This window comes from Pseudomonas sp. TMW 2.1634 (assembly GCF_001703595.1).
In the GTDB taxonomy this organism is placed as follows: Bacteria; Pseudomonadota; Gammaproteobacteria; order Pseudomonadales; family Pseudomonadaceae; genus Aquipseudomonas; species Aquipseudomonas fragi.
On the sequence record NZ_CP016849.1, the window covers coordinates 3,463,553 to 3,487,744 of the forward strand.

General features: G+C 60.5%; 16 protein-coding genes and 1 pseudogene. 5 read left to right on the forward strand and 12 right to left on the reverse strand.

What is annotated here, in order from left to right; all coding sequences use genetic code 11:
- Nucleotides 1-32: 32 nt before the first annotated feature.
- From BFC21_RS16370 to glnE, 9 genes are all read right to left on the reverse strand, one after another.
- Nucleotides 33-1,475, reverse strand: coding sequence for a lipopolysaccharide kinase InaA family protein (locus BFC21_RS16370; protein WP_120266370.1), 1,443 nt, complete (start codon nt 1,473-1,475; stop codon nt 33-35).
- Entirely contained in the window at nt 1,475-2,227 is a 753-nt protein-coding gene (locus tag BFC21_RS16375; protein ID WP_088378384.1) for a lipopolysaccharide kinase InaA family protein, read from the reverse strand. The genes BFC21_RS16370 and BFC21_RS16375 overlap by 1 nt, the downstream gene beginning before the upstream one ends.
- A complete protein-coding gene (locus tag BFC21_RS16380) occupies nt 2,224-2,958 on the reverse strand; it encodes a lipopolysaccharide kinase InaA family protein (protein ID WP_088378385.1) in 735 nt (244 codons plus the stop codon). The genes BFC21_RS16375 and BFC21_RS16380 overlap by 4 nt, the downstream gene beginning before the upstream one ends.
- Nucleotides 2,958-3,764, reverse strand: coding sequence for a lipopolysaccharide core heptose(I) kinase RfaP (gene rfaP / locus BFC21_RS16385; protein WP_016783251.1), 807 nt, complete (start codon nt 3,762-3,764; stop codon nt 2,958-2,960). The genes BFC21_RS16380 and rfaP overlap by 1 nt, the downstream gene beginning before the upstream one ends.
- Nucleotides 3,764-4,885 (reverse strand): glycosyltransferase family 4 protein, encoded by a 1,122-nt coding sequence (locus tag BFC21_RS16390; RefSeq protein WP_086799152.1) that lies wholly within the window; start codon nt 4,883-4,885, stop codon nt 3,764-3,766. Before BFC21_RS16390 ends, rfaP begins: the two co-directional genes overlap by 1 nt.
- Nucleotides 4,885-5,946: a lipopolysaccharide heptosyltransferase I gene (waaC, locus tag BFC21_RS16395; RefSeq protein WP_088378386.1), complete on the reverse strand. Its 1,062-nt coding sequence runs from the start codon at nt 5,944-5,946 to the stop codon at nt 4,885-4,887. The genes BFC21_RS16390 and waaC overlap by 1 nt, the downstream gene beginning before the upstream one ends.
- Nucleotides 5,947-6,981 carry a lipopolysaccharide heptosyltransferase II gene (gene waaF, locus BFC21_RS16400; RefSeq protein ID WP_016783248.1) on the reverse strand — a complete coding sequence of 345 codons (1,035 nt, stop codon included), beginning with the start codon at nt 6,979-6,981 and terminating at the stop codon, nt 5,947-5,949.
- Nucleotides 6,982-7,040: 59 nt separating this feature from the next.
- Nucleotides 7,041-7,964, reverse strand: a complete 924-nt coding sequence (locus tag BFC21_RS16405) for a branched-chain amino acid transaminase (protein WP_086799156.1) — start codon at nt 7,962-7,964, stop codon at nt 7,041-7,043.
- A gap of 118 nt (nt 7,965-8,082) precedes the next feature.
- The gene (glnE, locus tag BFC21_RS16410; protein ID WP_120266371.1) at nt 8,083-11,025 is read right to left on the reverse strand and encodes a bifunctional [glutamate--ammonia ligase]-adenylyl-L-tyrosine phosphorylase/[glutamate--ammonia-ligase] adenylyltransferase; all 2,943 of its coding nucleotides are present in this window, start codon (nt 11,023-11,025) and stop codon (nt 8,083-8,085) included.
- Nucleotides 11,026-11,408: 383 nt separating this feature from the next.
- On the opposite strand from glnE, the gene aceE reads away from it, so the two are divergent.
- From aceE to msrA, 5 genes and pseudogenes are all read left to right on the forward strand, one after another.
- The gene (gene aceE / locus BFC21_RS16415) at nt 11,409-14,051 is read left to right on the forward strand and encodes a pyruvate dehydrogenase (acetyl-transferring), homodimeric type (RefSeq protein WP_088378388.1); all 2,643 of its coding nucleotides are present in this window, start codon (nt 11,409-11,411) and stop codon (nt 14,049-14,051) included.
- A gap of 11 nt (nt 14,052-14,062) precedes the next feature.
- Nucleotides 14,063-15,700, forward strand: coding sequence for a dihydrolipoyllysine-residue acetyltransferase (gene aceF, locus BFC21_RS16420; protein WP_106115468.1), 1,638 nt, complete (start codon nt 14,063-14,065; stop codon nt 15,698-15,700).
- Nucleotides 15,701-16,185: 485 nt separating this feature from the next.
- Nucleotides 16,186-17,571 carry an alkaline phosphatase D family protein gene (locus BFC21_RS16425; protein ID WP_088378390.1) on the forward strand — a complete coding sequence of 462 codons (1,386 nt, stop codon included), beginning with the start codon at nt 16,186-16,188 and terminating at the stop codon, nt 17,569-17,571.
- 175 nt (nt 17,572-17,746) lie between these two features.
- Nucleotides 17,747-20,441: pseudogene (locus tag BFC21_RS16430) on the forward strand (EAL domain-containing protein).
- 67 nt (nt 20,442-20,508) lie between these two features.
- Complete coding sequence (gene msrA / locus BFC21_RS16435) at nt 20,509-21,156, forward strand: peptide-methionine (S)-S-oxide reductase MsrA (RefSeq protein WP_016783240.1); 648 nt, start codon at nt 20,509-20,511, stop codon at nt 21,154-21,156.
- A 115-nt stretch (nt 21,157-21,271) separates the two neighbouring features.
- Here the strand turns inward: msrA and BFC21_RS16440 are convergent, their stop codons facing one another.
- The 3 genes from BFC21_RS16440 to BFC21_RS27320 form a co-directional block, all read right to left on the reverse strand.
- The gene (locus tag BFC21_RS16440) at nt 21,272-22,111 is read right to left on the reverse strand and encodes a 23S rRNA (adenine(2030)-N(6))-methyltransferase RlmJ (protein WP_088378391.1); all 840 of its coding nucleotides are present in this window, start codon (nt 22,109-22,111) and stop codon (nt 21,272-21,274) included.
- Between the two features lie 169 nt (nt 22,112-22,280).
- Nucleotides 22,281-23,768: a sodium/proline symporter PutP gene (gene putP / locus BFC21_RS16445; protein WP_088378392.1), complete on the reverse strand. Its 1,488-nt coding sequence runs from the start codon at nt 23,766-23,768 to the stop codon at nt 22,281-22,283.
- A 121-nt stretch (nt 23,769-23,889) separates the two neighbouring features.
- Entirely contained in the window at nt 23,890-24,147 is a 258-nt protein-coding gene (locus BFC21_RS27320) for a hypothetical protein (RefSeq protein WP_162939356.1), read from the reverse strand.
- Nucleotides 24,148-24,192: the final 45 nt, after the last annotated feature.

Sequence of the window (24,192 nt, forward strand, 5' to 3'; positions counted from 1 at the left end):
TGCATCGCGAGCAAGCCCGCTCCCACAAAGGCCTAGCCCGATTCTTTGGGCAGCCGCCCGTCAATCACCTGATACAACGCACTGCCCACCGGCCAGTTGCGCATAAAGCGCGCCCGGTCGCGGGCATAGGCCGCAGCAAAGCTGCTTGCCGAACGGTGCTGGCACATCGAATCCAGATCAATCAACGCCCAGCGGCCATCCGCCCAGAACACGTTATGGCCCTTGAGGTCTCCGTGGCTGATGCGTTCACGCAACAGGTCGGCAAACAGCCGGTCCAGCGCCACCAGCTCGGCTTCAGGCGCATTACCCTGCTCAACATACGGCGCAAAGCGCTCGATGATATCTGGCCCCGGCAAATGCTCAGTGACCAGATACGCCTTGCCCCGCAACCACAAGAACCGTGTCTCCAGCAGCGCCAGCGGCTTGGGCGTGGCAATGCCCAGAAACGCCAGTCGATTGCCTTCACGCCAGGAATGCCAGGCCCGGCTCGGGCGCCAGAAGCGCTTGAGCCAGTGAGCAAAGCCCTTGATGTTGTAGCGCTTGATAACCAGCGTGCGGCCATCCACCTCAACCTTGCCGACACTCGCTGCGCCGCCGGTCTTGTACAGATGCCCCTGGTCGAGCAAGGCATCGGCCCTGGCCAGGACCGGCAGCATAGCCGGCTCCTCTTCGCGCCGAATGGCACGCAGGGCAAAGGCCCCCTGCTGCACGCTGAACAACGAACAATCGCGACCGGTCTTGTTCAAGAAGTCATGCAGGCGCCAAGCCCGGACTTTTTCGACCTGCTTGAGCAACGCTTCGAGCGGCAAGGCGTGTTCGCCATTGCTCAGCAAGTAGTGCACCAGCAACTCTTCAATAAAAGGCTCAAGGCTGATGGGTAACTGGGCGAAAAACACCCCGAGATTCTCCAGCACTTTTTGTCGCGACAGCGGTTTACCCGCCTCTTCGACACAAATGCCCGCGCCGTCGATCAAGTACAGCTTGCCGCCCTGGCGCAGCAGGTTGTCCAGGTGCAGGTCTTCCTGCCACAGGCCCTTGAGGTGCATCTGGCCGATGGCCGCCAGTGCCTCGGCCAATACTGCCACCTGTTCGTCAGCCAGTACCGGCAACGAGGCAACGGCATCCCAGGCATCGCCCAGGCTGTGTGCGCCCTCAAGAAACTCGAACAGCAGCCAGCCACCCTCGCCCTCTTGCAAGCCATCGGCCAGCAGTTGCGGCGTGGTCAGGCCTTGCTCTGCCAGCAGGCGTACACCCGTCAACTCGCGCTGAAAGTTGCGCGCCGCCTTGGCACCCACTATCAACTTGGCCAGCACGGTACGCCCGCGCCACACACCGGCGCCGACATAGCGCTGGCCCGGCAACACCCGCAACAAGCTCAGCAGTTGCAGCTGCGCAGGCCCGGCCGCGTCGGCCAGCTCAATGCTCAGCGGCAAGCCCGGCGCACGGCCAGACTTTTGCAGTTCGGACAAACGCATCAGCGGGCTCCCTTGTGATTGCGCCGCAGATTCAGGCGCGCCAGCCAGGCGTCAACCAGCCCACTGTCCATCGGCTGGTCCAGATAAGCCGCGAGCAAGGCCCGCACCTCAGCCTCGCCCCAAGCATGGGCCCGACGCAGCAACGGCTCGATATCCTTGACCCGGTCACGCTGGCCCAGCAGCAAGGGCCGGGTTTTCTCCAGGTCGATCAGTTGCGCGCGATAACCCGCGCCATCGGCCTGCAAGAAAATGTGCTTGGGGTAAAAACAGCCATGCACCTGGCGCGCAGCGTGAACACGCCGGGCCAACAGCCCGCACTCGCGCACAATCGCCTGCTGTTGCGCAGGGGTCAGTTGCGGCCACTGCTCCAACAATGAGTCAAGGTCATCCCAACCGTCGAGCGCCCGGGTCAGCAGCACTGCACGGCGCTCGCCCGGCACTTTTCGCTCGCCAAAAAACACCGCTTCCAACGCCGGAATACCCATCTGCTGATAGCGCTGAATATTACGAAACTCGCGGGCAAAGGTCGGCTCACCCAGCGGGCTGTGCAGCGTGCGGGTCAGGTAGTTGCTCTGGCGCTTGAGGTAAAACCCCCGGCCTTCGAGGTCCATGCGAAACACGCTGCTCCAGCCACCACCACTGGTGTTGGGCTCGTCCACCGCTTCCAGCTGCACGGCCCACAGCGCATCGAAGTTAGCCAGGCCATTGCGCTCAAGCAATGCCCGGTCAGCTTCGGCGATAAAATCAGTCATTCCCGGCCCTCAAAAAAACGCACGATATGACGGACACGTTCCTTGTCCGCCGCATTGAGCGTCGTGCGCCCGGTGTATTGGAAATAGAAACGCAAACGCTGGGTCCAGGACAAATGGTACTTGGCCACTTTGTCGAGGCACGCCAGGTCTTTGGTGATGCGGTACTTGAGCCAGAAGCCGCGCCAGAAGTCGCCGTTGGGGCAGTCGATCAAGAACAGCTTGGGCTGCTCGTCGATCAGCAGGTTGCGCCACTTCAGGTCGTTATGGGTAAAGCGATGGTCATGCATGGTCTTGGTGTAGCGCGCCAGCTGGCGGCTCACGCAATCGACCCAGGCACGGTCCTTGAGCAACGGATCATGATTGTCCGCCAGCTCCGAAAGGTCGCGGGTGTTGGGCAGCTCACGGGTGATCATGGCGCCACGGGAATAGGCAAAGCCGCTGCGCTCAAGGCCCCAGGCCACCACTTCGGCCGTGGGGATGCCCCACTTGGCGAAGCGCTTGAGGTTCTGCCATTCGGACTTGACCCGCGGGCGGCCCAGGTAACGACGCAAGCCCTTGCCCGCGCCGGTGTAGCGCTTGACGTAATAATTCACGCCATCGCGCTGCACGCGGATTACTTCCGACAGCGGGTCACGGGTCAGGTGCTCGCCCTGCAGGGCAAACACCGCTTCCAAACTGCCAAAATCAGACGCCAACGCACTGTAAGCAGGATCCAGATTCCAACCCGCCATTACAGTGCATCCCCATAACGCTGTTTGCGTTCGTAGAGTTTGCTCGCCTTGCCTTCGAGCCACGCCAGCAGGCGGGCTTCTTCACGCAGGATCTGGCGCAGGGGCATCTGGAAGTAACCGCGCAAAAAGCGCAGTTTGTCCCGCTGGGTCAGGCCGATATCCAGTGCCGAAAAGTACAGCGCCGCCAGGTCCTTGTTGCGCCAGCGTTTGCTGATCACGGCCCGGGTCTGGGCGCGGTGCAGGTCGATCACCGACAGCCGGAAGTTGTCCGCAGTCACCGGCTTGTCGGTGTGCAGCAAGAAGTGGCAGATATAGCAGTCGCGGTGGTTGACCCCGGCGCGGTGCATCATGCCGGTCATGCGCGCCACTTCGGCGATCAGTGCATGCTTGAGCCTGGGCTGCGGCGGCTGCTTGACCCAGTTGAGGCTGAAGTCTTCAAGGCTCACCGTAGGCGCCAGTTCTTCAGTAATGATGAACGAGTGCTGCGCCGCCGGGTTGCTGCCCTTTTCGCCGTAGGCCACGGCGGTCATGGTCGGCACCCCGACTTCGTGCAGACGCTTGATCGCCCGCCACTCCTGGCCCGCACCGAGTACTGGCAGCTTGGCGGTCAGCAGGTTCTTGAACACTTCACCCCAGCCGATACCACGGTGGATTTTCACAAAGAAACCGCGCCCGTCGACTTCAGTACGCAAGGTACGCCGGCCTTCCAGTTCGCGGTAAACCTCGCCTTCCAGGCGCTCGACTTCGGCGAACGCATCGCGCCCGGCCCACAAGCTCTTGAACGGTTCGGCAAGAATCAGTTTCATCAGTGTTGCTCCGCCAGAATCACATCCGCAGCGTGCTGCGGCATGCTGTAGAGGTCGGCCGTCTGCGCGTAGGCCAGGCCGTTTCGGCTCCAGGCCGCGCGCGCAGTGTCGTCGGACAACATGTGTGTCAGGTATTCATTGAGTTGCGCCTGCTCGAACGGCTCGTCCAGTACGCGGCCGCAATCGGCGTCGCTGATGTAGTGGGCGTAGCCGCAAACAGCGCTGACCAGCACCGGTAAACCTGCGACCAGTGCTTCAAGCAGTACGGTGCCGGTGTTTTCGTTGTAGGCCGGATGAATCAGCAAGTCGGCACCCAGCAGGAAGCGCGGGATATCACTGCGCCCCTTGAGGAACTGCACATGGTCACCCAAGCCCAAAGTGGCACTCTGCAATTGAAAGACTTTGGGGTCGTCCTGGCCGATTACAAACAGTTTGGTGCGTTTTTTAAGCTCACCCGGCAAGGCCGCCAGCGCTTTGAGGCTGCGGTCCACACCCTTGGTCTTGAAGCCCGAGCCGATCTGCACCAGCAGCAAGTCGTCGTCGGCCAGGTTGAATTCACGGCGGAACTCGGCACGAATCTCGGCCGCATTGGCCGGCGCGCGGCGGTCCAGGGCGATACCCGGCGGCAGCAGGTGGAAGCGCTCCAGCGGGGTGTCGTAATGCTTGATAAACAGCGGCTGCTGGACTTCGGAAATCATCAGGATTTCAGTCTTGGCATCCTTGGCGAACACCGCCCGCTCGTATTCGGCAAAGTGCTTGTAGCGCTTGAAGAAGCGATAAAACGAGTGACGCAGGTTTTGCGCCTTGTCTTCAAAGCAGCCGTCCGCCGCGTAGTACACGTCCAGGCCGGGCATCTTGTTGAAGCCGATCAGGCGGTCCACCGGGCGCTTGGCCAGGTCGGCCTGCATCCAGGCGAGCATTTTTTCGTTGCGGGTGTGGTTATGGAACGCCTTGACCGGCGCCACCAGCACTTCAAAGCCGGGCGGGATGTCGCCTTCCCAGATCATGGTGTAGACGCGGATTTGATGGCCGCGCTTTTGGCATTCCAGCGCAATGCGCATGAAATCCCGTTGCAGCCCGCCAAACGGAAAGTATTTGTACAGCACAAAAGCCAGTTGCATCAGCGCAGTTCCTCAGCCAGTAACAACGTGCTTAATCGACTCGCGACACGCTCAGGGTTCAAACGGGTGAAGCACAGGGGCCACTCGTTTTTCAGGTCAAACCGCTGCTGGTCCTGGGCAGTCGGAGTGTAGGTGCATTTTTTCTGCAGGCACGGCGCGCACGGAAAATCACTGGCCAGGTGGATCTGCCCCTTGCCATAGGCACCGGTCAGGCCCGGATTGGTCGGGCCGAACAGGGAGATGGTCGGCACATCCAGTGCGGCGGCCAAATGCCCGAGCCCGGTATCGACTGCCACGCAGGCACTGGCACTGGCCAGTACCTTGGCGACACCGGCCAGATTCAATTTGGGCAGTACCACGGCATTCTTCAAGCCCGCGGCAATACGCTCGGCCCGGGCCTTTTCAGCCGGGTTACCCCACGGCAGGCGCACTTCGACACCCAGATGGCCCATGCGCTGGGCCAGGTCGCGCCAGTAGACTTCGGGCCAGTGCTTGGTGTCCCAGGTGGTGCCGTGCAAAAACAGCACGAAGGGCTTTGTGCGTGGCAGTTCCACCAGCCTTTCAACATCCAGGCCGTAATCACCCAGGCCCTTGGGCAGGTCGTAGCCCAGCGCAACGGCAAACAGCTGACGCAGACGCTCGACCGCATGCTGCCCACGGGCCACCGCCAGGCGCCGCTGATAAAAGCGGCTGGCCAGGGGTTCACGCGCCGAGTCTTTATCCAGGCCGGCCACCGGGGCTTTTACATAACGGGTCAGCCAGGCACTTTTGACCAGGCCCTGGGCGTCGATCACCAAGTCGTATTTTTCCGCGCGCAGGCTTTGCTTGAAACGGCTCCACTCGCCACTTTTGAGGGTTTGCCAGATGTTTTTGCGCCAGCGGCGGATCGCCACAGGAATGACTTTACCCACCGCCGGGTGCCAGGTCGGGATTTCGGCAAAGCCCTCCTCCACAACCCAGTCAAAGGTGATACCCGGAATCGCCCGCGCCGCATCGGTCAGCGCCGGCAAGGCATGGATCACATCGCCCAGGGATGAGGTTTTGACCAACAGAACTCGCACCTAGTTGACCTCGACCGGTGAACCCTGCAAGCGCTGCAAGGCTTCCACCACCAGGTGCGGCATCAGCTCGCGCAGGCAGTTGTAGTGGCCAAAACGGCAGGTGCGGTCAAAGCACGGGCTGCAATCGAGGCCCAGGCGCACGATTTCAACCTTGTCCGCCAGGGGCGGGGTAAAACCGGGTGACGTGGAGCCGTAAACGGCCACCAGCGGGCGGTTCAGCGCAGCCGCGACGTGCATCAGCCCCGAGTCGTTGGACACCACGGCGTCGGCACAGGACAGCAGGTCGATGGCCTCGGCCAGCGAGGTTTCGCCGCTAAGGTTGACCGACTCTTCGCGCAGCCCCGGGATCAGGCGCGAGCGGATCTCTTCGCCCACCCCGTGATCGTTTTTCGAGCCAAACAACCACACTTGCCAGCCTTCACGGATCTTTTGCTCGGCGACTTTGGCGTAGTGCTCGGACGGCCAGCGCTTGGACTCGCCGAATTCGGCACCCGGGCACAGCGCCAGCACCGGACGGTCCAGCTCCAGGCCAAACTTGGCCAGGGCACCGGCACGGCTTTGCGGGTCAATCTGCAAATCGGGGCGCGGGTATGGCTTGGGCAGGTCAGCGCCCGGCTCATAGGCCAGGGCCATAAAGCGCTCGATCATCAACGGGTAACGTTGTTTGTCGAGCTTGCGCACATCGTTAAGCAGGCCGTAGCGGAACTCGCCGCGCCAGCCGGTACGCGTGGGAATGCCCGCAAAAAACGGCACCAGTGCCGATTTCAGCGAGTTGGGCAACAAAATTGCCTGATCGTACTGGCCCTTGAGGGACTTGCCGATCTTGCGTCGCGTGGCCAGTTCGAGCGCGCCATGACCGAGCGGGAAGCTCAAGGCCTTGCGAACTTCAGGCATGCGCTCAAGGATGGGCCGGCTCCACTCGGGGGCCAGCACATCGATTTCGCACTGCGGGTGGCGCTGCTTGAGGCACTGGAACAGTGTCTGCGCCATCACCATGTCACCGACCCAGCTGGGCCCAACGATCAAAATATTCATAAGTTTCCATAAACAAGCAAGGGAGGCATTCGCCTCCCTGCTGTGATGCTATGCCGACATTACTTGACCAGTGTACGCCACTCTGGATGGTCCGTAGTCTTGCCGGTCACCAGGTCAAAGTAAGCCTTTTGCAGTTTTTCGGTGATCGGGCCACGGCGGCCGATCCCGATTTGACGCCCGTCGACTTCGCGAATCGGCGTCACTTCAGCGGCAGTGCCGGTAAAGAACGCTTCATCGGCGATATACACCTCGTCGCGGGTGATGCGTTTTTCAACAAACTTGTACCCCAGCTCAGTGGCCAGGGTCAGGATCGTGCTGCGGGTAATGCCGTTCAGGCAGGCCGTCACGTCCGGGGTGTAGATCACGCCATCCTTGACCAGGAATACGTTTTCGCCCGAGCCTTCAGCCACAAAACCTTCGGGGTCGAGCAACAGCGCTTCATCGGCACCGCCGGAAATCGCTTCCTGCAGGGCCAGCATCGAGTTGATGTAATGACCGTTGGCCTTGGCCCGGGTCATGGAGATGTTCACATGATGGCGGGTAAAGGAGCTGGTACGCACCTTGATCCCGACTTCCAGGGCTTCGGCGCCCATATAGGCACCCCAGCTCCACGGCGCGATGATTACATGGACTTTCAGGCCGGTGGCGCGCAGCCCCATCGCTTCGGAGCCGTAGAACACCATCGGGCGGATGTAAGCGCTGTCGAGGTTGTTTTCACGCACCGCAATGCGGGTCGCTTCGTTGATTTCGTCTTTGCTGAACGGGATCTTCATGCCCATGATGTGGGCCGAATCGAACAGGCGGTCAGTGTGCGCCTGCAAGCGGAAAATCGCCGCGCCCTGCGGGGTTTCGTAAGCGCGCACACCTTCAAACACGCCCATGCCGTAGTGCAATGTATGGGTCAGCACATGGGTCGTGGCATCGCGCCACGGCACCAGCTTGCCGTCATACCAGATCACACCATCACGATCAGCCATCGACATCATTACGCTCCTCAAAGAATCCAGCACCCGCACCACAAGGCGTCAGGCAAATTGGACGGGGCTTATGGACCCGCCGGATACGTTCTTACAGCTTTAACTCTGTGTGTGAGCCAGCAACCTAGCTCAATCCTAGCTCGGACCAGATGCGTCGCACGTGTTGACGCTCGACGACAAATTGATCCCCCGTGACCACCCCGGCCTCCTTTTGCAAGGCTTGGCGGTGGGCGACGGCGCGAAAGGCCTTGTACGCCTCGCGCAACAGGCTGGCATCGGTGGCGGGCATCAGCCCGACCTGCTCCAGCCCTTCCAGAATGCGGATATTGTCGGTGTAGCGCAGTAACGCCGGGTGTTCCCTGGACCACGCCAGGGCCGCGTATTGCACCATAAATTCAATATCGACGATACCTCCGGCGTCCTGCTTAAGGTCGAATGGCACAGTGGCCTCATAGGCATTTTCGGCAGTACCTGCGGCGGTTATCCGAGTGCCCAGGTTGTCGCGCATCTTGGCGCGCATCTCGCTGACTTCCTGGCGCAAGGTCGGCAAATCCCGCTCGCGGCCCAATACACTGGCACGCACCTGCTCAAACGCCGCCCCCACCTGCTTGCAGCCCACCAGCACGCGGGCACGCACCAGCGCCTGATGCTCCCAGGTCCAGGCTTCGTTTTCCTGATAGCGCTCGAAGGCACCGAGCGAACTGACCAGCAACCCCGAAGCACCTGACGGGCGCAGGCGCATATCGACGTCATACAGCTGCCCGGAGTTGGTTTGCGCCGTCAGTAAATGGATGATCCGCTGGCCCAGGCGGGTGAAAAATTGCGCACCGTCGATGGGCTTGGCGCCGTCGGTTTCGGCATTCGGGTCGCCATCGTGGATAAACACCAGGTCCAGATCCGAGCCATGCCCCAGCTCGATACCGCCCACCTTGCCGTAGCCGACAATAATAAAGCCGGGGTCGCACAGGCTGCCGTCGGTACGCTGCGGGGTGCCGTACTTGGCCACGGTCTGGCGCCAGGCCAGGGCCAATACTTGTTCCAAAATGGCTTCGGCCAGCCAGGTCAGGTAATCGCTGACCTTCATTAAAGGCAGGCTGCCGGAGATTTCCGATGCTGCGACCCGCAAACGGTGGGCCAGCTTGAAGTTGCGCAGGGCTTCCATTTGCTGCTCAAGGTCGTCCTCGGGAATGCGCGTCAGGCGTTCGCGCAACTCGGCGGCCAGCTCAGGGGCCAGCGGCGGCTTGAACAGGCGGCGTTCATTGAGCAGCTCATCGAGCAGCAACGGAAAGCGGGTGATCTGCTCGGCGATCCACGGGCTGGCCGCGCACAGCGTCAGCAACCGACGCAAGGCGTCGGGGTTTTCGGTCAGCAACACTAAATAAGCAGAACGCCGGGCTACCGCCTCGACCAGCGGCAACACGCGCTCCAGCACCAGATCAGGGTTGGCGTGCTCAACGGCCTGGGCCAGCAATCTCGGGATAAAGGCATCCAGACGCTCGCGACCCAGGCGCTGCATGGAGCGCAGCTGCGGGCTGGAACGCAGGGCGGCCAGTTGCTTGAGGGCTTTGGGCGCATCGACAAACCCGGCTTCTTCGAGCTGGACACAGGCGGCGGCATCGTCCTGAACTTCTTCCCACAGCGGCAACCACTCCCCTCCGACAATCAGCTCGCCTTCGTCGATGACCTCTTCTTCATCCGGGTCGGCAATGACCTGACGGAAGTGCCAGTCGATACGCCCACGCCACATCATCAATTGCTCATGAAATGCCGCCCAGTGGTCAAAACCCATCATAAAAGCAATACGGGCCTGATCCTGCGGGGTATCGGGCAGCATTTGGGTCTGGCGGTCGGCAATGGCCTGAATCGCATGCTCGGTGTACCGCAGGAATTCATAACCTTCGCGCAGCTCGCTGACCACCTCTGCAGGCAAATAACCCTGGCCTTCCAGAATGGTCAGGACTTTGAGCAGCGGTCGTTGTTGCAGGCTGAGGTCTCGGCCGCCGTGGATCAGCTGGAAAGCCTGGGCGATAAACTCCACTTCACGGATGCCGCCCGCCCCCAGCTTGATGTTGTCGGCCATGCCTTTGCGCCGTACTTCCTGCTGGATCAGCTGCTTCATGGTGCGCAGCGCCTCAATCGCCGAGAAATCGAGGTAGCGGCGATACACAAACGGACGCAACAGGCTGAGCAGCTGTGCGCCCATGACCTGATCACCGGCCACGACCCGGGCCTTGATCATCGCGTAGCGTTCCCAGTCACGCCCCTGATCCTGGTAGTACTGCTCCAGCGCATTGAAGCTGAGCACCAGCGCACCGGACGAGCCATAGGGGCGCAGGCGCATGTCGACGCGGAACACAAACCCGTCGACGGTCATCGGGTCCAGTGCCTTGATCAGGCGCTGGCCCAGGCGGATAAAGAACTCCTGGTTGTCCAGCGGGCGCTTGGCCCCTGCGGTTTCACCCCCCTCGGGGTAGGCAAAGATCAGGTCGATGTCCGAAGACAGGTTCAGCTCTACAGCGCCAAGCTTGCCCATGCCCAGGATCACCATCTCCTGTGGCTCGCCACTGCGGTTGCCGACGGGGGTGCCAAACTGCTGGCAATGCCGTTGATACAACCAGCGGTAGGCCTGGTCGATGCTGGCATCGGCCATGTCCGACAGGTCGCGGCAGGTTTCGATCAAGTCTGCCTGGCGGTTGAGGTCACGCCAGATAATCCGGATCTGCTGGCGAGTACGCTGGCGGCGCAGTGCCCGGCCCAACTCATCATCGCTGCTGGCTGCCTGGGCGGCAGCAGCAATCTGCCCACACAGTTCACCGGGGCCAAAGCGGCGGTCCAGCTCGCCGGAGCGCGCCAGTTCGAGCAACATCAAAGGGTCACGCAAAGATTGTTCTATAAAGAAGTCACTCGCCGCACTGACCCGGTTGAATGCCGACCAGCGCTCGGGTGACCAGTCGTCGAGCCCCTGCCCGCCCTCAAGCCCGGCGACTGCAGCGCGCCACGACTGCTCGGCACGGCTGGCCAGGGGCTGTAAAAGGGCAGGAATTGGAGCAAGCGACGGAAGGCTCATGGTCTATCCTTGATCGGCGATGGTGTTGCCGAGTACGGTGACAGGAAGAAACAGCGGTTTAATCCGACTGTCGAACAAAGGTTATAAATAGCTCGAAGATCACTTTGTTTAGCATCCAGCCCGCATATTCAGGGCTGAAAACTGATAAACGCACCAACAATATCGATTTTTCGCACAACGAAACAGGTGGCCATCAGGACCAATCCTGTAGTTTTACTACTGGCTCATGCACTCGAAAGGCTGAAATGGCCGACGATTTGTAGTAAAACTACACGCCGCTGGAATCAACCTCCGGCCATCCAAGAATTTATGTCGTCTGCCCACAAGGCCAGTCGCAAACTCAGGCAACCGATTCTGGAAGCCTATCCGCCCTGGAGCAAGCCATGCAAGACCTCGATCCCGTCGAAACCCAGGAATGGCTGGACGCCCTGGAATCGGTTCTCGACAAAGAAGGCGAAGACCGCGCTCACTACCTGATGACCCGTATGGGTGAGCTCGCTACCCGCACCGGTTCGCAGCTGCCGTATGCCATTACCACGCCTTACCGCAACACGATTCCGGTAACCCACGAAGCACGCATGCCTGGCGACCTGTTCATGGAACGCCGCATTCGCTCGCTGGTGCGCTGGAACGCGATGGCCATGGTGATGCGCACCAACTTGAAAGATTCGGACCTGGGCGGTCACATTTCCAGCTTCGCTTCCAGCGCAACCCTGTATGACATCGGCTTCAACTACTTCTTCCAGGCCCCGACCGACGCACACGGCGGCGACCTGATCTACTTCCAGGGTCACACCTCGCCAGGCGTTTACGCCCGTGCGTTCATGGAAGGCCGCATCAGCGAAGAACAAATGAACAACTTCCGCCAGGAAGTGGACGGTCAGGGCCTGTCGTCCTACCCGCACCCTTGGCTGATGCCTGATTTCTGGCAGTTCCCGACCGTATCGATGGGCCTTGGCCCGATCCAGGCGATCTACCAGGCGCGCTTCATGAAGTACCTGGAAGCCCGCGGCTACATCCCTGCTGGCCAGAAAGTCTGGTGCTTCCTGGGCGACGGCGAGTGCGACGAACCGGAATCCCTGGGCGCAATCTCCCTGGCCGGTCGTGAAAACCTCGACAACCTGATCTTCGTCATCAACTGCAACCTGCAGCGCCTCGACGGCCCGGTTCGCGGCAACGGCAAGATCATCCAGGAACTCGAAGGCGTATTCCGCGGTGCTCAGTGGAACGTGACCAAAGTCATCTGGGGCCGTTTCTGGGACCCGCTGCTGGCCAAGGACGTCGACGGCATCCTGCAACGTCGCATGGACGAAGTCATCGACGGCGAGTACCAGAACTACAAAGCCAAAGACGGCGCGTTCGTGCGTGAACACTTCTTCAACTCGCCGGAACTCAAGGCGATGGTTGCAGACCTGTCCGACGACGAGATCTGGAAACTCAACCGTGGCGGCCACGACCCGTACAAGGTCTACGCGGCGTACCACGAAGCGGTCAACCACAAAGACCAGCCAACCGTGATCCTGGCCAAGACCATCAAGGGTTATGGCACCGGCGCCGGCGAAGCGAAAAACACCGCGCACAACACCAAGAAGGTTGATGTTGAAAGCCTGAAGCTGTTCCGCGATCGTTTCGACATCCCGGTCAAAGACGACGAAATCGAAAACCTGCCGTTCTTCAAACCGGAAGCCGGCAGCGCCGAAGCCCGCTACCTGAGCGAGCGCCGTGCAGCACTGGGCGGTTTCGTGCCTCAGCGCCGCGCGCAGAGCATCAGCATCCCGACGCCGCCACTGGAAACCCTCAAGGCCATCCTTGACGGCTCCGGCGACCGTGAAATTTCCACCACCATGGCTTTCGTGCGCATCCTGGCGCAGCTGGTCAAGGACAAGGAAATCGGCCCGCGCATCGTTCCGATCATCCCGGACGAAGCCCGTACCTTCGGTATGGAAGGCATGTTCCGCCAGTTGGGTATCTACTCGTCCGTCGGCCAGCTCTACGAGCCAGTCGATAAAGACCAGGTGATGTTCTACCGCGAAGACAAAAAAGGTCAGATCCTCGAAGAAGGCATCAACGAAGCAGGCGCCATGAGCTCCTTCATCGCCGCCGGTACTTCGTACTCCAACCACAACCAGCCGATGCTGCCGTTCTACATCTTCTACTCGATGTTCGGCTTCCAGCGTATTGGCGACCTGGCCTGGGCCGCTGGCGACAGCCGCACCCGTGGCTTCCTGATCGGCGGCACCGCCGGGCGTACCACGCTCAACGGCGAAGGCCTGCAACACGAAGACGGTCACAGCCACATCCTGGCCGGCACCATCCCGAACTGCCGCACCTTCGATCCGACCTATGGCTATGAGCTGGCGGTGATCATCCAGGACGGCATGAAGAAGATGACCGAAGAGCAACAGGACGTCTTCTACTACATCACCGTGATGAACGAGTCCTACCAGCAGCCAGCCATGCCGGCCGGTGTCGAGGAAGGCATCGTCAAGGGTATGTACCTGCTTGAGGAAGACACCAAGGAAGCGGCCCACCACGTCCAGCTGATGGGCTCCGGTACCATCCTGCGTGAAGTCCGTGAAGCGGCGATCATCCTGCGTGAACAGTTCAACATCGGCGCTGACGTCTGGAGCGTTACCAGCTTCAACGAGCTGCGTCGCGACGGCCTGGCCGTAGAGCGTCATAACCGTCTGCACCCTGGCCAGAAGCCTCAGCTGAGCTACGTCGAAGAGTGCCTGACTGGCCGTAAAGGTCCGGTTATTGCCTCTACCGACTACATGAAGCTGTTCGCCGAACAAATTCGCCAGTGGGTACCGGTCAAGGAATTCAAAGTGCTGGGCACTGACGGTTTCGGCCGCAGCGACAGCCGCAAAAAACTGCGTCACTTCTTCGAAGTAGACCGTCATTTCGTGGTGTTGGCAGCCCTGGAAGCACTGGCTGACCGTGGCGATATCGAACCTAAAGTGGTGGCAGAAGCCATCGTCAAGTTCGGCATCAACCCGGAAAAACGCAACCCACTGGACTGCTGAGGAGAATATTTGTGAGCGAACTCATTCGAGTACCTGACATCGGCAGCGGCGACGGCGAAGTCATCGAGCTGTTTGTAAAAGTCGGCGACCGTATCGAAGCCGACCAGAGCATCCTGACCCTGGAATCGGACAAGGCGAGCATGGAAATCCCTGCTCCCAAGGCCGGTATCGTCAAGAGCCTGAAGATCAAGCTGGGCGACCGCCTGAAAGAAGGCGACGAACTGCTGGAACTGGAAGCCGAGGGCGCCGCTGCGGCGCCTGAAGCGCCAGCCCCTGCGGCTGCCCCGGCCGCGGCTGAAAAGCCAGCTGCCGCCCCTGCTGCCGAGGCCCCAGCGGCCCCGGCCGCACCTGCCGCCGCTACCATCCAGGACATTCACGTCCCGGATATCGGCTCGTCGGGCAAAGCCAAAATCATCGAGATCCTGGTCAAGGCCGGCGATACCGTTGAGGCTGATCAATCCTTGATCACCCTGGAATCCGACAAGGCCAGCATGGAAATTCCATCGCCAGCCGCCGGTGTGGTCGAGAGCATTGCGGTCAAGCTGGATGACGAAGTCGGCACTGGCGACTTTATCCTCAAGCTCAAGGTTCAAGGCGCTGCTGCCCCTGCTGCTCCGGCTCAGGCCGCTGCTGCTCCAGCACCGGCCAAAGCTGAAGCCCCTGCTGCTGCCCCTGCGCCAGCCGCCAAAGCCGAGGCAGCACCTGCCCCGGCCGCCGCGCCTGCGCCAAAGGGTGGCAAGGTTCACGCCGGCCCTGCCGTGCGTCAACTGGCCCGCGAGTTCGGCGTCGAGCTGAGCGCGGTGAGCCCGAGCGGCCCGCACGGCCGTATCATCAAGGAAGACGTGCAGGCGCACGTCAAAGCCATGATGCAGAAAGCCAAGGAAGCACCGGCCGCCGGCGCAACCGGTGGTGCTGGCATTCCGCCAATTCCTGCTGTCGACTTCAGCCGTTTCGGTGAAGTGGAAGAAGTGGCCATGACCCGCCTGATGCAAATCGGCGCGTCGAGCCTGCACCGCAGCTGGCTGAACATCCCGCACGTGACTCAGTTCGATCAGGCTGACATCACCGAGCTGGAAGCCTTCCGCGTCGCGCAAAAAGCCGTCGCAGAAAAAGCCGGCGTGAAGCTGACTGTACTGCCGCTGCTGCTCAAGTCCTGCGCCCACCTGCTCAAGGAAATGCCGGACTTCAACAGCTCGCTGGCGCCAAGCGGCAAAGCGATCATCCGCAAGAAATACGTCAACATCGGCTTCGCCGTAGACACCCCGGATGGCCTGCTGGTACCTGTGATCAAGAACGTTGATCAGAAGAGCCTGCTGCAACTGGCTGCTGAAGCGGCTGCACTGGCTGCCAAGGCCCGTGACAAGAAGCTCACCGCAGACGACATGCAAGGCGCGTGCTTCACCATTTCCAGCCTCGGGCACATTGGCGGCACCGGCTTCACGCCGATCGTCAACGCACCGGAAGTGGCGATCCTCGGCGTTTCCAAGGCCACCATCCAGCCAGTCTGGGACGGCAAAGCCTTCCAGCCGAAACTGATGCTGCCTTTGTCGCTCTCCTACGATCACCGTGTGATCAACGGCGCGGCTGCTGCACGCTTCACCCAGCGTCTGAGCCAGTTGCTGGGCGACATCCGCACTATCCTGTTGTAAGCCACACCCCGGCCTTCTTCACCGAAGGCCGGGGTAGCGCACTGTTTTCCGAGCGCCACGCTCGTACCTCAACCCCGCCATTTGGCGGGGCTTTTTTTTGCCTGCGACTTGAAGAGCCCCTCACCCCAACCCTCTCCCGGAGGGAGAGGGAGCTGATTGGCGGTGCTCTTGAAGTCGCGCGCGGTCAATCCCCTCTCTCTTTGGGAGAGGGGCTGATTGGCGGTGTTTTTGAAATCGCAGGCGCTCAGTCCTTCTCCCTTTCGGAGAGGGCCTGATTGGCGGTGCTCTTGAAGTCGCGCGCGGTCAGTCCCCTCTCCCTTTGGGAGAGGGCTAGGGTGAGGGGCTTTTCTGACACTCACTGCCCTTCAAGCACTACACCCAGCGCTGAATCCATGAATGGGCCAACCACCCAACCACTTCTACCGTTAACCAAAGGACTGGAACCACGCGAGTGCCATCGCCCAAACATCAGAAAGGATTTCGATGTGATCTCACCTACAGTTGGCCCGATAGTAGGCTTTACCACCGCACAACACGCCCGTATTTTCGTGCGCGGCGACTTCGATAAAAACAACGCCGTATTCGCCGGTATCCGGCACCGAAAGGCCGGGGACAGCCAATGGTCTGCCGGTGTGTTTTCCAGGCTGAACCCTGAATTCGACATGTCCGACACGCTGGTCTTGAACAACCTGCACAGCGATACCCGCTACGAATACCAGGCAGGCTGGTTCGCCACCTCAAGCCCGGGGCATACGCCTGAAACAGTCAAACAAATTGCACTGCAATGGCCAGCCACGGTTTACACCTTCAAGACCGACTCTACTGCGCGCAACCGCACCCGCCGGTACGTCACAGGGTCCTGCCGCTACCTCAGGCTCACGGCTGGCATCCCTTCGGCTGCGCACCTGGGTGATGAGATCTTCGCCAGCATCCACGCCCTGGCCCGCCAGCAAGGCCTTGATGCCGTGGTCATGACCGGTGACCAGGTGTATGTCGACGACCTGAATATCATCGCCCCAGACAGCGACTACCCGGCCATCACCCGCAAATACCGTGCAGCCTTCAGCCAGCCCAATATCCGCTCACTCATGGCCAGCACGCCGACGTACATGATCCTTGACGACCACGAGATCGAAGATAACTGGCCAGCCAATCGCAGCAACGCCGACACGGCTTTGTACAACAACGCCATGCGCGCTTATGAGGCTTACCAGTGCAGCCACGGCCCGGCTCACGCGCTACAGCCAGACGGGCGCATCAATCGCAACTTGAGCCGCTACTGGTACATGTTTGCCAACGCCGATATCGACTGGTTTGTCATGGACTGTCGCACCGAGCGGGTCCTGTCCGGGCGCGACAAACGCATGATTGGCGTCGCGCAGGAACAGGCATTTCTCAAATGGCTGGTCAACAGCACGTCCAGGGTCAAATTTATCGTCAGCAGCGTCATGTTCATGCCTGACCAACGGCGTGACAGCGACGGCTGGAAAGCCTTTGCGGCACAGCGCAACCGGATCCTGGAGACCATTCGCTCCCATGCCGTCAAGAACGTGGTGTTTGTGTCCGGGGATATTCATGGCTCGCTCTGCTGCCAGCTAACCCACGACAAGAGCCCCGACTTTATCGTTCACAGCGTGGTCTCTTCGCCCCTGTGCAACACCCGGCTGCTGCCGTATGCCCAGGTAGGCGATCTGCTCGTCAACACCACCCTGACGACCGTCGGCACCGGCACCTACTCGCTCACGCTCAACAGCCGCGTGGTCAGCGAGGACAACTTCGCCTGCCTGACCATCACCGGCCAGCAGTTGAAGGTCGATTTTCACAATAAAAAGGGCCGCATCATCGAGACAGCAACTATTGCACTCAAATAAGCTCCAAAGCTTATCGATCGGCCTGTAGAAAATCGCCGGCCGGCCGATAAGCCCTTATAGCACTTAGCCTTTATGTTCACTTGTCAGCACGTTGAGCATGATGCAACCTTGCCGCCATCCACAGAAACAGGGTGACAGCCCGTGCGCAAACCGCATTTGTGAAGCGAGTGCCCCAATGAAAAGCCAACCTGATGCTGCCCCGCGTTTGGCAGCCGAGGTCGTCACCCAGCTCCCCGTGCCCTCCCGGCTCGGCATGCTGCGTTTCGAACGGCTTAATGAAGCCAGCTGGGCCATGCTCTACCTCGACCCTCATTGCGAGCGCCAATTTGGCATGCCCGCCGCGGATCTGTGCGCGCTGGTCGGCTCGCCCTACGCCAGCCTGATGGAGCCCCAGGCACGCTATCGCCTGCACGATGCCATCGAGCAGCAGCTCAGGACCCGCCATCACTACGTCGTACACTACACCCTGCACACCGCCCTGGGCCCACTGAACCTGATGGAACTGGGTGAGGCCTACAAGCAACACAACCGGCACTTTTTGCGCGGCTACCTGCTGGCCATCGAAGACAGCGCTGCCAGCCCTTTGCCCGCTCCGGTGGCCGAGCTCGAAACCCAAAACAGCCGTTTGCAGATTGCCCTGGCGCTGAACCAGCGCACCCAGCAGGACCAGCTCCAGCATCTGGAGCGCGTGCGCGCCCAGCAGGATCTGATCCTGCGCCTGGCCCGCCACCGCTACAGCCAGCACAACTCGCTGCAAGAAGCCGCCGAGCTGATCACCCGCAGCGCCTGCGATATCTATCAAATCGACGGTGCCAGCCTGTGGAACCTTGAAGGCAGCCAGTTACTGCCGGTTTCAGCCTTCCAGCGCGAGGCCCAGGCGCATATTGCCCAGGATACCTTCGACGCCAGCCTGTTCCCCGACTACCTCGAAGCCCTGCATACCAGCCGCTCGATCGATGCGACGAACGCCAGCCGCGACCCGCGCACCCGCGAGCTGGTGGCTAGCCTGGGGCGACACGATGCCAATGCCATGCTCGACGCCGGCATCCGCATCGACGGCCAGGTGGTCGGCGTCCTGTGCCTTGAGCAAGTGGGCAGGACCCGCGCCTGGCAGGCGGATGAAATCGCCTTCGCCGGGGAACTGGCCGACCAGTTTGCCCAGGTCATCAACAACCACAACCGCCGTGCTGCCACCAATGCCCTGCACCTGTTCCAGCGCGCTGTCGAGCAAAGTGCCAACGCCTTTTTGCTGGTCAACTGCGACGGCGTGGTCGAGTACGCTAACCCCAGCTTTACTGCCATCACCCAGTACACCACCGAAGAAGTCCGGGGCCATAAGCTGTCGGAACTGCCTGCACTGGAAAACCTCAGCGACCTGCTGTTCGACGCCCACTCAAGCCTGAGCAAAGGCAACAGCTGGCAAGGTGAATTCAAGAGCCGGCGCAAAAACCTGGAGCCCTACTGGGGCCAGATGTCGATTTCCAAGGTGTATGGCGACAACCGCGAGCTGACCCACTACATCGGTATTTACGAAGACATCACCGAAACCAAGCTGGCGCAGCAGCGCATCGAACGCCTGGCCTACACTGACAACCTGACCAATCTGGGCAATCGGCCGGCGTTTATCCGCAATCTCGACGAGCGTTTCGCCCGCAACAGCAACACCCCGGTGTGCCTGCTGCTGGTGGATATCGACAACTTCAAGCGCATCAATGACAGCCTCGGCCACCAGACCGGCGACAAGCTGCTGATCAGCCTGGCCCGGCGCCTGCGCAACAGCCTTAGCGTCAGCGATGGCCTGGCGCGTTTTGCCAGCAACGAATTCGCAGTCTTGCTCGACGACACTGACCTGGCGACCGGGCAACAAATTGCCAGCCAATTATTGATGACCCTCGACAAACCGATGTTCGTCGACAACCAGTTGATCAGCGTCACCGGCTCGGTCGGCGTGGCCTGTGCGCCCCTGCACGGCCGCGACCCGCAAACCCTGATGCGCAACGCGGGCCTGGCGCTGCACAAGGCCAAGGCCTGCGGCAAGCATCAGGTGCAGGTGTTTACCGAAGCCTTGAACGCCGAGGCCAGCTACAAGCTGTTTGTCGAAAACAACCTGCGTCGCGCCCTGACCCAGAACGAACTGGAGGTGTTCTACCAGCCCAAGCTGTGCCTGCGAACCGGACGCCTGCTGGGCATGGAAGCGCTGTTGCGCTGGAACCACCCAAAAAAACGGCATGATCCGCCCCGACCAGTTCATCAGCGTGGCAGAAGAGACCGGGCTGATTATCCCCATCGGCAAGTGGGTTGCCCGCCAGGCTTGCCGCATGAGCCGGCAACTGAGCATCGCCGGGCTGGGCAACCTGCAAGTGGCGATCAACGTATCACCCAAGCAGTTCTCCGACCCGGATCTGGTTGCCTCGATTGCCAGCATCCTCAAGGAAGAACAGCTGCCGGCGGCGCTGCTGGAACTGGAACTGACTGAGGGCCTGCTACTGGAGGCCACCGACGACACCCGCCTGCAGCTCGACCAACTGAAAAAACTGGGCCTGACCCTGGCCATGGACGATTTCGGCACTGGCTACTCATCGCTCAGTTACTTGAAAAAATTCCCGATCGACATCATCAAGATCGATCGCAGCTTTATCAAAGACATCCCCGACAACCAGAACGACATGGAAATCACCTCCGCGGTGATCGCGATGGCGCACAACCTCAAGCTCAAAGTGGTTGCCGAGGGTATTGAAACCGCTGCACAGTTGGCCTTCTTGCGCCGCCATCGCTGTGATGTGGGCCAGGGCTATCTGTTCGACCGCCCGATCCCCGGCAGCGAACTGATCGAAAAGCTCAAACGCTATCCGCGCGGCCCCTTGGCCTGACAGCGCTGCAACACTCGGGCACACTATTGGCCTGACTTCCTACACTCTGATTGAGAGGACTTGAATCATGGTCTTGCGCTCGGAAATTCTGGTGAATAAAAACGTGCTACCCACTAAAGAACAAGCCCTGCCGGGCCGCGACACCCATGTACAGCTGCCGGAAACCCACTACGTTACCGGTCAGCCGCTGCTGGGCCCATTCCCGAAGAATGTCGACTTTGCGATTTTTGGTCTGGGCTGCTTCTGGGGCGCGGAACGCAAGTTCTGGGAACGCGAAGGCGTGGTCAGCACCGTGGTGGGTTATGCGGGCGGCTACACCCCGAACCCGACCTACGAAGAAGTCTGCTCGGGCCTGACCGGCCACACCGAAGTGGTGCTGGTGGTCTACGAACCGGAAGTGGTCAGCTACAAGCAATTGCTGGCCATGTTCTGGGAACTGCACAACCCGACCCAGGGCATGCGCCAGGGTAACGACATCGGCACCCAGTACCGCTCGGTGATCTACTGCACCACCCCTGAGCAGCTTGAACAGGCACTGGAAAGCAAGAAAGTGTTCCAGGCCGAGCTGGACAAGGCCGGGTTGGGCACCATCACCACCGAAATCGACCAGGCACCAACGGTGTACTTCGCCGAGGCCTACCACCAGCAGTACCTGGCGAAAAACCCGCAGGGCTACTGTGGCATTGGCGGTACAGGCGTGACCTGCCCGATTTAATGTAGCACAAAAAACGGTGGGAGCGGGCTTGCTCGCGATGCAAGCGACGCGGTGTTTCTGTTACACCGCATCGCCTTGATCGCGAGCATGCCCGCTCCCACATTACAGTTTTCAGCTATTTTTCCGCGATCAACCATTCCATCTGCCAGCCGCCCTGGGTTTGCCCCAGTTTCTTGGCCAGCCACGGCAGCAGTTCGCGCAGCTCTTCTTCCAGACCCCAAGGCGGGTTGGCAATCGCCAAACCTGAACCATTGAGGCTGTTGGGCGTGTCCAGCGGGTGTACGAACAACTCCACCTGCAGCAACTTCGGAGCACCCGACCCCGCAAGGTCCTGGTAAAAACGGCGCAACTGGCGCTTGTCCTTGATCGGATACCAGATCGCTACCACGGTCTGGCGCATGCGGCTGATCGCTTCTTTCAACGATTCAGCGCAGCGCTTCATTTCGTCGAGTTTCTCGAACGGCGGGTCGATCAGCATCAAGCCACGCTTTTCAGCCACTGGCAGCAACGCCCGCGGTACATGCCAGCCTTCGCCCAGATGCACCGCTACGCGGCGATCACCCTTCATGTTGTCTTTGAGCAACACGCCGTCTTCGGGGTGTTTTTCGTTCAACAGCACACGGTCCTGGGAACGGGTCAGGCGTCGCGCCCACTCCGGCGAGCCCGGGTAATAGCGTAACTCGCCATCCGGGTTCATCTTGTGCAGCACTTGCATGTAGTCATCAGTCACTGCAGGCAGGTCTTTCTGCCCCCACAACCGTGCAATGCCTTCCAGGTACTCGCCCGTGCGGTTGGCCTGATCGCCCTTGAGGTCGTACAAACCAATACCGGCATGGGTATCGAGGTAGGCGAAAGGCTGCTCTTTACGCGACATCAGGGCGATGAGGCGGGTCAAGACGATATGTTTGAAGACGTCGGCATGGTTGCCGGCGTGGAAGGCGTGACGATAGTTCATGGTTGCTCCTGCGCAGGGGGCGAAGTTTACCTTGTACGCAACCGGACGTCAGGTAGCGGGCGGTTTTTCCGAGGTACGGCGACCGTGCTACAGGCAAAAAAAACGGCCCGTCTCACCTGGAGACGGGCCGTTTCAGAACACTGCAAGGTCAGCGCATGCGCTGGCCCGATCAGTGGTTGAGTTTGAAGTCTTTTTCAGCAGCGTCGAAGCGCTCAACCATACCCTTGGTCGGGCCCTTGCCAGCCAGGCTCGCCAGCACGATGGCCAAGCTGCCCAGGATAAAGCCCGGGATGATTTCGTACAGACCGAACAGTGCGAAATGCTTCCACACGATCACGGTAATGGCACCCACCAGAATACCGGCCAATGCGCCATTACGGGTCATGCCCTTCCACAGTACCGAGATCAGGACAACCGGGCCGAAAGCGGCACCGAAGCCTGCCCATGCATAGCTCACCAGGCCCAGCACGCGGTTTTCCGGGTTGGAAGCCAGCGCGATGGCGATCAGCGCAACCACCAGCACCATGATCCGGCCAACCCACACCAGTTCCAGCTGGGAAGCATTTTTGCGCAGGAAGGACTTGTAGAAGTCTTCGGTCAGGGCGCTGGAGCACACCAGCAACTGGCAGCTCAGGGTGCTCATCACGGCAGCCAGGATGGCCGACAGCAGAATGCCTGCAATCCACGGGTTGAACAGCAGCTTGGCCAGTTCGATAAACACGCGCTCAGGGTTTTCGGTCACAGGGCCGGCCACTTCCGGGTGCGCCGAGAAGTAGGCAATACCAAAGAAGCCCACCGCCACGGTACCTGCCAGGCACAGGATCATCCAGGTCATGGAGATGCGACGCGCCTTGGCGATCGACTTGACCGAATCAGCGGCCATGAAACGCGCCAGGATGTGCGGCTGGCCGAAGTAACCCAGGCCCCAGCCCATCAGCGAGATGATGCCGATAAAGGACGTGCCCTTGAGCATGTCGAAGTTGCTCGGGTCGTTGGCTTCGATGGCCAGGAACGTGGTGTCCACGCCGCCGGTGGCCAGCAGCACGATGATCGGCGTAAGGATCAGCGCGAAGATCATCAGGGTGGCCTGTACGGTGTCGGTCCAGCTCACGGCCAGGAAACCACCGATAAAGGTATAGGCGATGGTTGCCGCAGCACCGGCCCACAGGGCGGACTCGTAGGACATGCCGAAGGTGCTTTCGAACAGACGGGCACCCGCCACGATGCCGGAAGCGCAGTAAATGGTGAAGAACACCAGAATCACGATGGCCGAGATGATCCGCAGCAAGCCGCTGTTGTCTTCGAAACGGCTGGAGAAGTAATCCGGCAGGGTCAGCGCATCACCGTTGTGCTCGGTCTGTACCCGCAGGCGACCGGCAACGAACAGCCAGTTGAGGTAGGCACCGGTCACCAGACCGATGGCAATCCAGCTTTCCGACAGACCGGACATGTAGATCGCGCCCGGCAAGCCCATCAGCAACCAGCCGCTCATGTCGGAGGCGCCAGCGGACAAAGCGGTTACAACGCTGCCCAGGCTACGGCCACCGAGAATGTAGTCAGAAAGGTTGTTGGTGGAGCGATAAGCCATCAGGCCGATCAGCACCATTGCTGCGATATAGATCACGAACGTGATCAGGGTTGGGTTACTAACACTCATTGATAAAGCCCTGGCATTGTTTTTATGTTTAGCGGCGGTCTGGCCGTACGCTCACAAACGTCCTGTTTGAGACGATTAACCTTGCCGCGCATTTATGACTGATGTTTCCCCAGGAAATCCATCAGCCGATGAACCAATCTTCTGTAGGAGGTTGCACCTTGGGCGCGAATGCTATGCAACAAAGCAAATCGGGTGCAACCAGTTTCTGCCGGGCAAGTTGCACCTTGTCGCCTTTTCGTCTCAATTCAGGGTTTTTGCGCCTTTTCGGAGCAAAGACCCCGCCAAACCGAAGAAAAAGCACCAAGGAAGAGCAGCCATCCAACCCGCGCAAAATATTCCTGACGAAGCGTCGACCAATCGACACAAAAACGGGTTGCACCTAGTTGCACCCGTTTCAGCGCAGCGCTAATCTTGCCGCCAGCTG